Annotated in this window: 9 protein-coding genes; 8 read left to right on the top strand and 1 reads right to left on the bottom strand. The window is 69.5% G+C overall.

From position 1 onward, the window contains the following. Positions 1 to 57: 57 nt before the first annotated feature. Positions 58 to 1,935 (bottom strand): M48 family metallopeptidase, encoded by a 1,878-nt coding sequence (locus tag WFQ05_RS09070; protein ID WP_337053528.1) that lies wholly within the window; start codon positions 1,933 to 1,935, stop codon positions 58 to 60. A gap of 89 nt (positions 1,936 to 2,024) precedes the next feature. On the opposite strand from WFQ05_RS09070, the gene speE reads away from it, so the two are divergent. The 8 genes from speE to WFQ05_RS09030 all read left to right on the top strand — a co-directional run bounded on the left by speE (position 2,025) and on the right by WFQ05_RS09030 (position 11,861). After that, positions 2,025 to 2,885, top strand: coding sequence for a polyamine aminopropyltransferase (gene speE / locus WFQ05_RS09065; protein WP_131660992.1), 861 nt, complete (start codon positions 2,025 to 2,027; stop codon positions 2,883 to 2,885). 560 nt (positions 2,886 to 3,445) lie between these two features. Further along, positions 3,446 to 4,561 (top strand): glycerophosphodiester phosphodiesterase, encoded by a 1,116-nt coding sequence (locus WFQ05_RS09060; RefSeq protein ID WP_337053527.1) that lies wholly within the window; start codon positions 3,446 to 3,448, stop codon positions 4,559 to 4,561. Between the two features lie 154 nt (positions 4,562 to 4,715). Then, positions 4,716 to 7,010, top strand: coding sequence for a TonB-dependent receptor (locus tag WFQ05_RS09055; protein WP_337053525.1), 2,295 nt, complete (start codon positions 4,716 to 4,718; stop codon positions 7,008 to 7,010). Between the two features lie 472 nt (positions 7,011 to 7,482). Then, positions 7,483 to 8,142, top strand: coding sequence for a kinase (locus tag WFQ05_RS09050; RefSeq protein WP_130535469.1), 660 nt, complete (start codon positions 7,483 to 7,485; stop codon positions 8,140 to 8,142). 412 nt (positions 8,143 to 8,554) lie between these two features. Continuing rightward, positions 8,555 to 9,304 (top strand): DUF998 domain-containing protein, encoded by a 750-nt coding sequence (locus WFQ05_RS09045; protein WP_337053524.1) that lies wholly within the window; start codon positions 8,555 to 8,557, stop codon positions 9,302 to 9,304. Between the two features lie 43 nt (positions 9,305 to 9,347). Further along, a complete protein-coding gene (locus tag WFQ05_RS09040; RefSeq protein WP_337053523.1) occupies positions 9,348 to 9,863 on the top strand; it encodes a GNAT family N-acetyltransferase in 516 nt (171 codons plus the stop codon). A 193-nt stretch (positions 9,864 to 10,056) separates the two neighbouring features. Beyond that, positions 10,057 to 10,311: an accessory factor UbiK family protein gene (locus WFQ05_RS09035; RefSeq protein WP_130521742.1), complete on the top strand. Its 255-nt coding sequence runs from the start codon at positions 10,057 to 10,059 to the stop codon at positions 10,309 to 10,311. A 35-nt stretch (positions 10,312 to 10,346) separates the two neighbouring features. Beyond that, on the top strand, positions 10,347 to 11,861 hold the full coding sequence (locus WFQ05_RS09030; protein ID WP_337053521.1) for a YifB family Mg chelatase-like AAA ATPase: 1,515 nt from the start codon (positions 10,347 to 10,349) through the stop codon (positions 11,859 to 11,861). The last annotated feature ends 56 nt before the right edge of the window (positions 11,862 to 11,917 follow it).

Here is an 11,917-nt window from a genome sequence, read left to right as displayed (position 1 = left end):
GCTGCCTGGAAACGTGAGGGGCGCGCATTCTATCGCCCCCCTCCTTTCGCCGCTGTGTCAGCGCCCCCGCCGCCAGATCGGCGTCCCGGCCGCCTTGCGCAATCGACCGGCATAGCGACGGCGATCGGCACCGTCGAACACCTGGATCGAGCCGGGCAGTTCCACCGCATCCAGCACGCGCTGCAGCGCTTTTCCGCGGCTGAACATCAGGCCGCGCAGCTGTACCAGCAGCAGAAAGTGCTCGCCTGCATCGTCATCGGGCAGGGCCTTGCGCACCAGCCAGGCGCGCCGCACCACGTTGGTCTTGACCAGCGCCTGTCGCAGTCGCGCGAGCGCCTCGCCCTGGAGGCCGTGCGGCAGGAACCGATCCTCTCCCGACAAGGTGAAGCGGCGCTTGGTCAGTGCGCGCTGCCGCCGCTGCCAGCCCTCGAACTCGGCTTCCACGGCCCGGGCCGACGGCGCGTCACCCCTCGCCTGGTAGAAGGCATGGAGGCGCTGCAGGACCGCACCGGTATAGCCGGCATCCAGCGCAATGGCCTGCCGCAGATGCGCCACACCGGCCGCGTCGTCCCGGTCCAGCAGCAGCGCCCCAAGGCGGAGCTGGCCTTGCAGATGCGTCGGCACCTGCGCAACCGCCGCCTGCAGCGCCGCAAGCTGGTCCTGCTCGTCCTGCTGGAAATGCCCGGCCAGCAGCAGGTATTCCACCTCCTGCTCGGGCGAGCGCTGCATCCGGGCCAGCTCGGCCACGCGCAGGGCCTGGTCCTGGCGCCGCTGGTATTCGGCCATCCAGTTGCCCTGCACCTCAGCCTGCCAGCGCTGGCTGAAATGCTGCTCCAGGCGCGGCAACAGGTCGCCCAGCAAGGCCTCCGCTGCCGATTGCGCCGGCTCGGTCAGGGCGATCTGCGTCGCGCCAAGGGCAGAGAGGCGGACGCTAAGCGGTGGGTGCGTGTCGTCCAACCCGGCATCATGGGCCAGCGCGCCTTCCAGCCATTGGGCGTCGCCCGGATGCGCATGACGCAGCGCCGCGCCCATGTCGCGATACAGCAGCTCGGGCGGGTGCGGCCGTTCTCGCACGGTCTCATGCACCGCGGGCAGGAAGTCCTGATGCAGGCGAGCGCCCAGCACGCTGGTCTTGACCAGGGCGTCGGCCACCGTCTGGCCACCGGACACCCGTGCGGCGATCCGGTCCGCTGCCAGCTCGTTATCGCGCGCCAGTACGAAGCTGTAGGCATTGAAGTAAGGCGCGTACCAGCCGAAGAACTTGCGGAACATGCCCGCCGCCCAGGCTTCGCGTACCTCCAGCGCATGCAGCAACCTGAACCAGCTCAGCCGCACCCGATAGATCCACGCCCCGAAACGGCCGTGACCGCCGCCCAGGTGACCGAACTCGTGGGCGATCACCGCAGCCAGCTGCTCGCGGCTCAGCGCCTGCATCAGAGGCAGGCCGAGCACCAGGAAGTGTCGATGCCCCAACAGCCCCAACACGCGCGGCACGCTGGCCGCCGCCGCATTCAGGTCGGTATCCACGATGATGCCCGCCAGCGCCGGCGCGCCCGCCGCCCTGCGCAGGCGCTCGACCTCGGCCTCCAGCAGCGGCGCCTCGCCCGGCGCGATCCGGTAGCCCTGCGGGGGCTCGATCCGCACCCACAGCGCGCGCAGCACCGAATAGCCGAAGATCAGCGGAATCAGGATCAGTTTGAACAAATGGGCGACCAGCGCCGGCTTGATCGCCGCCAGCACCACGACCAATCCGACCGAAACGCCCAGCGCCCCGACCACCGAGCCGGCCAGCACCGCGAATCCCAATCCGGCCAGCCCGGCCAGCTGAAGCCGGTAAAGCAGCGGCGCGGCCACCGCGCGGCGCTGCAGGCGCTCCACGAGCGCTCGATATGCCTCGACAGACTGCATCCTGCGTCCCCTGTTCGTGAACTCCATCCCCCACGGCGGATGCTAAGCCACAGACCCGGGAACGCAACAGGCGGTGGGCTACAATTGCGCCCCTTTTTTGCCCGGACCGCCCCCCGATGAGCGACAACGACGCCTGGTACATCGAACACTTCCAGCCCACCGGCTCGGCGATCGGCTTTCGCCTGAAGGGCAAGCTGGACGAAGTGCAGTCCCCGTTCCAGAAAATCGAGATCTACGACAGCACCGACTGGGGCAAGTTGATGGTGATCGACGGGGCGATGATGCTCACCACCAAGGACAACTTCTTCTACCACGAGATGATCAGCCACCCGGTGCTGTTCACCCACCCGAATCCCAAGCGCGTGGTGATCATCGGCGGCGGCGACTGCGGCACCCTGCGCGAGGTGCTCAAGCACCCGGGCGTGGAAAGCGCGACCCAGTGCGACATCGACGAGCAGGTCACGCGCATGGCCGAGAAGTACTTCCCCGAGCTGTGCGAATCCAACGGCGATGCCCGCGCCGAGCTGCTGTTCGACGACGGCGTGGCCTACATGGCCAACTGCCCGGCGGGCAGCGTGGACGTAGTGATCGTGGATTCCACCGACCCGATCGGCCCGGCCGAGGGGCTGTTCAACCAGGCCTTCTTCGAAAGCTGCTTCAAGGCGCTCAAGCCCGACGGCCTGCTGGTGCAGCAGTCCGAATCGCCGCTGGCGCTGCTGGACCTGATCCGCGACATGCGCGCGGAGATGGGCAAGGCGGGCTTCAAGTCGTTCAAGACCCTGCCCTTCCCGCAGCCGTGCTACCCGACCGGCTGGTGGAGCGTGACCATCGCCTCCAAGGACGCCGGCGCGGACTTCGCGTTCCGCGTCCAGGACGCGCAGGCTAAGCCGTTCCAGACCCTGTACTACACCGCCCACCAGCACACCGGCACGCTGGTGCCGCCGCCGTTCGTCGCCCAGGCGCTGGGCGAAGGCTGATCCCCGCCCGCGCCCGGACAGGACGCGAGCGATGCAACCCAACGCCGCGCGGGGCAGCCCGCGCGGCGTTTTTCGTTGCGTGCATCTGTTGGCGAAGCTTGGCAGCGGATGGACCCCAACCCAGTGCTTTGGGTGTTGCGGGCTTCGCCCGCCCCCTCCCCCCCTCAATCGCCAGCCGCGACTTCGAGCTCTCCCGGTGGGAGTGGACTCACAAAGAAAAGGGATCAGAACTTCTTCCGACCGAAGCCTTATGACTTGACGCGCGAGGCAGCGGGCCGGCGGGCGGTGGCCGCGCCTAGCGAGGCAGGATGCCGAGCGCCCGAATCAGGGCAGGATGCCCTGATTGAGGGAAAAGCGGCCACCGCCCGCCGGCCCGCTGCCCTTCCGCAGCCGAGACGCGCACGCGCTGCGATCCCGCGATCCCGCGATCAGCAAAAGACTCCTTGTCTTCGAAGGACTCCGGCCACGCCCGTAACGCAATGTCACCCACGCGCCATCCCCGCATGCGAGGCTGCACGGTCACGCAGGGGCGACCACGCGCGCCTGCTTCCAAGGAGTGCATGATGCGATCGACCCTGTTCCTAATGGCCTGCATGGGCGCCACCCTGTCCTTCCACGCCGCCGCACAGGACACGCCGCCGAAACCGGTGCCGAGCGATCGGCCCCTGGTGATCGGACACCGCGGCGCCAGCGCCCTGCGCCCCGAACACACCCTGGCCTCCTACGCCAAGGCCATCGCCGACGGCGCCGACTACATCGAACCCGACCTGGTCTCCAGCAAGGACGGCGCCCTGCTGGCGCGCCACGAGAACGAGATCGGCAGCACCACCGACGTGGCCGCGCACCCCGAATTCGCCGCCCGCCAGACCACCAAGACCATCGACGGCCATGCCGTCACCGGCTGGTTCACCGAAGACTTCACCCTGGCCGAGCTGAAGACCCTGCGCGCGCGCGAACGCCTGCCCAAGCTGCGCGGCACCGCCTTCGACGGCCAGTTCCAGCTGGTCACTCTGGACGAGATCATCGACTTCACCGCCGCCGAGTCGGCCGCGCGCGGGCGCGTGATCGGGCTGATCCCGGAGATCAAGCATTCGACCTACTTCCAGCAGCGGGGCCTGCCGATGGAGGCCAAGGTCGTGGCCACGCTCGATGCGCACGCCTACACACGCAGCGCGCCGGTCGTGATCCAGTCCTTCGAGATCGCCAACCTCAAGCAGCTGCACGCCCTGCTGGGCGATACGCATCCCAACGTGCGCCTGGTCCAGCTGATCGACGCACCGAACGAGCGCCCTGGCGACGTGCTCGCCGCCGGCGGCAGCACCACCTACGCGCAGATGCTCACCCCGCAGGGCCTGAAGGCCATCGCCCAGTACGCCCAGCTGCTCGGCCCCGCCAACCGCATGCTGCTGCCGCTGGACGCCCAGGGCAACCTGGGCAAGCCCAATACGATCATCGCCGACGCGCATGCGGCCGGACTGAAGGTGGTGCCCTACACCTTCCGCCCCGAGAACGCCTTCCTGCCCAAGGACCTGCAGCAGGGCCGCGCACCGGCCACGCGCAGCGACGCCGGTTCGATCCGCGAGATGCGCGCCTTCCTCGATGCCGGCGTCGATGGCTTCTTCACCGACGATCCGGCCCTGGGAAGACAGGCAGTAGACGGCTGGCATAAACCCTGAGGAACCCGTAGCGCCTGCGCCGCAGTACGTCACAACGCGCGTATCGCCCGGCACGCGTGCAACGCCGCGCCAACTTCGTAAGAAAGTTTTCATGTTCGTCGGTCAAGGTGTTCGGGCGCCTACGCACCTTCCCTTGACCAACGACGCTTCGAACATGCACATCCGCTCCCTGACGGTCGCGGTGTCGCTCGCCCTGTGCGCTGCGAACGCCTACGCCACCGACGACACCCCGCCCGCCGCGCCGGCCGACGCCGACACCACCGCCAAGACGCTGGACAGCGTGTCGGTCATCGGCCGCGGCGAAACCCGCCAGGTGCAGCGCATCACCCAGGTCGACAAGCAGGTGCTGCCGCCGGGTACCAGCGGGCAGAAGCTGCTGGACAAGCTCCCGGGCGTGTCGGTGCAGTCCAACGATGCCTTCGGCGCCAACGAGGAATCGCAGTCCATCACCCTGCGCGGCTTCGACAAGAGCCGCCTGGGCTATACGCTCGATGGCATCCCGCTGGGCGACAACAGCTACGGCAACTACAACGGCCTGAGCATCTCGCGCGCGCTGATTCCCGAGAACCTGGCCGGCGTCGAACTGTCGCAGGGCATCGGCTCGCTGGGCGTGGCCTCCACCAGCAACCTGGGCGGCACCCTGCAGTACTACTCGCAGGACCCGGACACCGAGGCCGGCGGCCGCGTGCAGCAGACCATCGGCAGCGACCACCAGAACCGCACCTACCTGCGCGCCGACACCGGCGACCTGCACGGCTTCTCGGCCTATGTCTCCGCCGTGCGCCAGGACGCCGACATGTGGGCGCCGCCGCACCAGGCGCAGAAGACCAAGCAGTTCAACGCCAAGGCGGTGTGGAACGTGGGCGACAACCGCTTCGGCGCGTTCATCGCCACCTCGCGCGTCAACCAGCCGAACTATTCCTACCTGTCCAAGAGCATGCTCGCCCGCGGCCTGGGCTGGGACTGGAACATCTACGCCCCCGACTGGGACCGCGCCGTGGCCGCGGCCTACTGCGCGCCGGCGACCTACAACGCCGCACGCTGCCGCTTCAGCGGCGGGGTCAACAGCATCGACGACGCCTACTACCAGAGCCGCGCGCTGCGCGACGACAACCTCTACGCGCTCGACGGCGACATCGCCCTGGGCAGCGAGGCGCACCTGAAGCTGCTGGCCTACCACCACGAGAACCGCGGCCAGGGCCACTGGTGGGCGCCGGGCCAGGCCTCGTACCCCAACACGCCGCAGGCGCTGCCGATCTCGATCCGCTCGACCAACTACACCATCAACCGCACCGGCGGCACCGCGGCGCTGAACTGGCGCTGGGGCCTGCACGAGCTGGAGGCCGGCCTGTGGTACGAGTACAACGACCACAACGTCGAGCGCAATTTCTACTACGTCAGCGGCCCGTTCCTGGACGACTTCTACCTCAACCGGCCCGACCGCCGCCTGTTCGACCAGGACTACACCATCCGCACCCGCCAGTTCTACGTGCAGGACCGGATGCGCTTCCTCGACGACCGCCTGACCGTGGACGTGGGCATCAAGAGCCCGCGCACCGAGATGACCGCCAAGGCCAAACCCGGCGTGGAAACGCTGCTCGCCAGCGGCACCCTAGTGGCCAAGAAGAGCGCCCTGCCGCAGGTCGGCCTGGGCTTCAAGTTGAACCAGGACAACGAGCTGTTCGCCTCCTACGCGCAGAACATCGCCGCCTTCGTCGGCGGCGGCAGCGGCGGCCCGCTGCAGGTCACGCCGCAGTCCTTCGCCGCGGCCAAGGGCCTGGAGCCGGAGAAGTCGCGCACGCTGGAAGCCGGCTGGCGCACCTTCGGCGAGCACTACCAGGCCTCGCTGGCGGCCTACCACGTGCTGTTCGACAACCGCCTGCTCTCGCTCAACCCGTGTTCGAGCATCGAAGTCGGCACGCGCCCGGAGTGCGTCACCAAGTTCGTCAACGTCGGCTCGGTCAAGAGCAACGGCGCCGAGCTGACCTTCATCCTCAAGCCCGGCGCGGGCTTCGAGTGGTACAACGCGCTGTCCTGGAACAAGAGCACCTACGAGGACAACTACGTCTCCGGCGGCCAGGTCGTGCCGGTGGCCGGCAAGATCACCGTCGACACGCCGCAGCGCATGGCCTCCAGCGAACTGAGCTGGCGCGGCGGCGGCTGGAACGTCAGCCTGCGCGGCAAGTACACCGGCAAGCGCTACTACACCTACACCAACGACCAGTCGGTGCCGGGCGTGACCACCTTCGACTTCGGCACCGGCTACGACTTCGGACCCGGCCTGGGCCTGCGCAACGTGCGGGTGGCCTTCAACGTGGCCAACCTGACCGACAAGCGCTACGCCGGCCAGCTCAGCTCGTTCGCCCCGACCGACCCGGCCGGCACGCGCTATGCCATCCATGCCGATGCGCCGCGGCAGTACTTCCTGACCTTCGGCGCGGACTTCTGACCGCCTAGGCCAGATTGGTGTGACCCCGGGCGGGGCGCGGACGTAAGTCCGCGCCCCGTTTGCGTTTTTGGGGCGAGGAGCGGTGCCGGAAGAGGGGCGCCCGGAGCGGCGAGGGGGCTGATCTCCAGCGTCCGGGACCGGCCTGGGAAAGCCCTCCCCGCCATGGCGGCTCCTACCTGTAGAGCGGAGCTTGCTCCGCTGGGGCTTTCCCCGCGAACCGAACGAAAAGCAGCGGAGCAAGCTCTGCTCTACAAGGAGGCCGCGGCTTACCGAGCCCTCGTGGCCCCAGGCGGACGTTTGGCGCTTCGGAGCTCGCCCGATCACCCCCTCCAGCGGAACAGTCTCTGTCGGAATTTCGTTACACCCTCATGTCGGAAAGCCGTTAGAATTGTTTGCCGAACCAAAAAGTTCAGTAATTCCGCAGCTGTTGGTCCCCGGAGTTCCACCGGCCCACGCGCGAGGCAACCGACTTATGAATACCGCCCTGCTCCCCTTCCACCCCGGCGCCCGCCTGCCGGCGACCGCCAAGCTGCTCAAGCGCGGCGAGCGCGTCCTCGAACCGGACGTCTACGTCACGCCCTACGAGGGCCGACCGGTGGTGGTCAAGGATTACCGCCGCTATGCCGGCACGCCGATGGCCCTGCTGGCCCGGCTGCTGGTCTGGCGCGAGGCGCGCATGCTCCGGCACCTGGCCGGCTGGCGCCATGCGCCGATGCTGCTGGGCACGGCCGGCGGCCTGCTGCTGGGCATGGAATTCGTCTCCGGCACCGTCCTGGGCGGCGATGCGATGGACGCCGGCAAGACGGTGTTCCGCCAGCTGCGCGCCATGATCGCCCAGCTGCACGCCGCCGGCATCACCCACAACGATCTGCACACCTCCAATCTGATGGTCAGCGGCGGCACCCTGGTGCTGCTCGACTACGCCTCGGCCATGCGCCTGCCGCGCTGGATGATGCGCCTGCCCCTGCTGCGCGAACTGCGCCGCTCGGACCTGGCCAACGCGCTGAAGATCCAGCGCCGCCTGACCGGGCGCGAGATCACGGGCATGCGCGCACGCGTGGTCGCCCAGCGCCCCTGGGTGAGCGGCGTGCGCAACGGCTGGAAGCGCTTCTACGCCTGGAGCAAGGCCTGAGCCCAGCGCCCGCCGCCCTGCGCGGCGGGGCTCGTCCTCGGAATTTCAGGCCCGCTCCATGAACGAACGCGCCCAAGCGGGAAAGACGCGGGCCAGTGATTGCGAGCCTGCCTCCAGCATCAGTTGGTGTCGGGCTGGATAGAGAAGACGCCTGCTTGCCAGGCTGCACGCAGCCGTCGCTGAGCTATTGCCTGACGCCGACTTGCAGGGGGCTTTGCGCGGGGCCCCTGCCGATCGGATATGCCCTTCCACGTCGACTGCGCGTCTATCACCGCCAGGCGGCGCCCCGCCTGCTTCAGCGGATGCCCAACCTGCTCCTGCAAGGAGCGCTAGCCCGCGCAGGTCTGCACCGCGCAGCGCTCACCGCGGTCCTGAGATGATGGCGAGATCGCCGCATTCGAAGGACCATCCGGTGAACAGAAGGCAGGAACATCCCGCGGTCGCGACGGACGACAAAGCACGCGCATCCGTCCCCGAGCCACAGCCGTCCCGCGCCGCTCGACGCCTCGCCGGCGCGCTGTGGATCGCCGCCGGCGTGATCTACGTGGCCGCGGAATACGTGGCGTCCACCGCGTTTCCCGGCTACAGCTATGCGACCAACTACATCAGCGACCTCGGCGTGCCCGAAGTGGGCGTCGTGGACGGCCGGCATCTCGATTCGCCGCTGAGCTGGGTGATGAACACCGGCTTCGTCCTGCAGGGCGTCTTCTTCCTGATCGCGGCCCTGCTGGCCGCCCGCGCGCTGACGCGCAGGCCGCGCAAGACGACGCTCTGGGTGACGCTGTCGGCGCTGCACGCCTTCGGCATCGTGCTCGTGGCAGCCGTGCCCGGCAGCCAGCAGGCCATCCAGTCCGGCATGGCCGTCTTCCACGGCATCGGCGCCGCATTCGCGATCATCTGCGGGAACCTGGCCGCGGCGGCCGGAGGCTTCGCGATCGGCGGGCGCTGGTTCCGCGGCTTCAGCATCGCCATCGCCGCGTTCGGTCTTCTCTCGCTGGTCGGGCTGTTTGCGCACAACGCGCTCGGGATCGCGGCCGTGGCGGACGGCCTCTGGGAGCGCGGGAGCGTCTACACGATCATCCTGTGGGAGCTCGTCGCCGGCATCGTCCTGATCGCGCCCAGCGGCTCGGGTCGGCCTGACGGCGGCTGGCGATCGCGCTGACCAACGCCGCAATGGTGATGCGATCGCGCCGGGTTTCGGACCCATGACCCAGATAGCGGCCTCGAACATCGAGCAGCGTAAGCCGCCGAAACTCCGGTGGGCGGTGGGCGCCGACCATCAGGCCCTGTCGGCCCTGGCGTTGCGCTCGAAGGGATACTGGGGCTACTCGCCGCAGTTCCTCGAAGCCTGCCACGCCGAACTTTCCTGGAGCGCGGAAGCGTGCGCATCCGGGCGCTTCTGGGTCGCCGGCGCGGACGACGATTGGATCCTCGGCTTCAGCCTGATCGGCCGAACGCCTCCCATCGGGGCGTTGTGCGCGCTCTTCGTCGATCCATCCGCGATCGGCACCGGATGCGGACGGCTGTTGCTGCAGAACGCGCTTCGCGATGCGGCGGCCCTTGGATTCGAGCGCCTCGTCCTCGACGCCGATCCGGGCGCCGAGCCGTTCTACGCCCGTTTCGGTGCCGTCAGGATCGGCCTGGTCCCAAGCGGCTCGGTCCCGGGGCGCTTGCTCCCGCAGATGGCGTTCGACCTCGCTGAGACGTCCTGCGGCAGTTGAGACCAGCCCGCGGCCGGGCCGCATCGGAACCGTCGCCTCTGGCGCGTGACCGCTAACGAACGGTCCTTCCACGATAATGTGCGCGAACCGGCCCGCGCGGCATCGGACTTTTCCGACCCGCCGGCGCGCGCCCGGCCGATGGTGGCGCGCGCAGGGCGCATGCGACCTTGGCCACGAGCCCACGGAGCCTGCCATGATCGATCTCAACCCCCTCGATGACCTCGCCCGCCGCCTGAGCGAGCTGGTGCCGCCTGGCCTGCGCGAATCGCGCGAGGACCTGCAGCGCACCTTCAAGAGCGCCCTGCAGTCGGGCCTGGCCAAGCTGGACCTGGTCACGCGCGAGGAGTTCGAGGTGCAGCGCGCCGTGCTGCTGCGTACCCGCGAGAAGCTCGACGCCCTGGAGCGCGAACTGGCCGCGCTGGAGGCGCGCGTCGCCCCGCGCAGCTAACGGTTCTCCCCTTCCGGCGGACACGGAGCGTCCCCATGAGTCTGGCCCTGGTCCATAGCCGGGCGCGCTGCGGCGTGCAGGCGCCCGGCGTGCAGGTCGAAGTGCATCTCTCCGGCGGCCTGCCGGCCACGCACATCGTCGGCCTGCCCGAGGCGGCGGTGCGCGAGAGCCGCGACCGGGTGCGCGCGGCGCTGCTGTGTGCGCAGTTCGAGTTCCCGGCACGGCGCATCACCGTCAATCTGGCGCCGGCCGACCTGCCCAAGGACGGCGGCCGCTTCGACCTGCCGATCGCGCTGGGCATCCTGGCGGCCAGCGGCCAGCTCGACCGCCAGGCCCTGGCCGGCTGGGAATTCGTCGGCGAGCTGGGCCTGACCGGCGAGCTGCGCAGCATCGATGGCGTGCTGCCGGCGGTGCTGGCCGCGCGCGACGCGGGCCGGCGCCTGATCGTGCCGGCGGGCAATGGCGCCGAGGCCGCGCTGGTGGCCACCGGCCAGGCCTGCACCGCGCGCACCCTGCTGGAGGTCTGCGCCATGCTGTGCGGCACGCGCGCACCGGCGATGGCGGTGGCCGAGCCGGTCACGCCCTGGCCCGTGCCGGACCTGCGCGATGTCCGCGGCCAGCTGCATGCGCGACGCGCGCTGGAAGTCGCCGCGGCCGGCGGGCACCACCTCCTGTTCGTCGGTTCGCCCGGCTGCGGCAAGACGCTGCTGGCCTCGCGCCTGCCCGGCCTGCTGCCGGAGGCCAGCGAGGACGAAGCGCTGGAGAGCGCCGTCATCGCCTCGGTCAGCGGCCGCGGGCTGGATCCGGCGCGCTGGCGGCAGCGCCCGTTCCGCAGTCCGCACCATACCGCCAGCGCGGTGGCGCTGATCGGCGGCGGCGCGCTACCTCGACCCGGCGAGGTCTCGCTGGCCCACCACGGCGTACTGTTCCTCGATGAGCTGACCGAGTGGGACCGGCGTGCGCTGGAAGTGCTGCGCGAGCCGCTGGAGTCGGGCACAGTCACCGTCGCGCGCGCGGCGCGCAGTGCCGAGTTCCCCGCGCGGTTCCAGCTGGTGGCCGCGATGAATCCCTGCCCCTGCGGCTGGGCCGGCGATGCTAACGGCCGCTGCCGCTGTACGGCCGAGCGCATCGCCCGCTATCGCGGCCGCATCTCCGGCCCGCTGCTGGACCGGATCGACCTGCAGATCGACGTCGCACGCGTGCCGCCGCAGGCGCTGCGCCCCGACGCACCGGCCGGCGAAGACAGCGCCACCGTGCGCGAACGCGTCACCGCCGCTCGCGCGCGACAGCTGCAGCGCGCCGGCGTGCTCAACGCACGCCTGGATCAGGCGCAGACACTCAACCATTGCCGGCTGGCACCGCCCGACCAGGCGCTGCTGGAGCGCGCGATCGATCAGATGCGGCTGTCCGCACGCGCCATGCAGCGCACGCTGCGCGTGGCCCGCACCATCGCCGATCTGGCCGAAAGCGAAGACATCACCACCGCGCATCTCACCGAGGCCCTGGGCTATCGCCAGCAGGCGATGACGCCGCAGGTCGATGCGGCGTGAGCAGGACAGCGAGCGCGGTATCTCGTTCGTCGCTGCAGTTCTCTTTCGTCGCTGCA

Origin of the sequence: Pseudoxanthomonas sp. USHLN014 (genome assembly GCF_037153335.1) — a bacterium.
Lineage (GTDB): Bacteria > Pseudomonadota > Gammaproteobacteria > Xanthomonadales > Xanthomonadaceae > Pseudoxanthomonas_A > Pseudoxanthomonas_A winnipegensis.
Note: the sequence above shows the minus strand (reverse complement) of the source record. Positions and strands in the feature narration are given on the sequence as shown.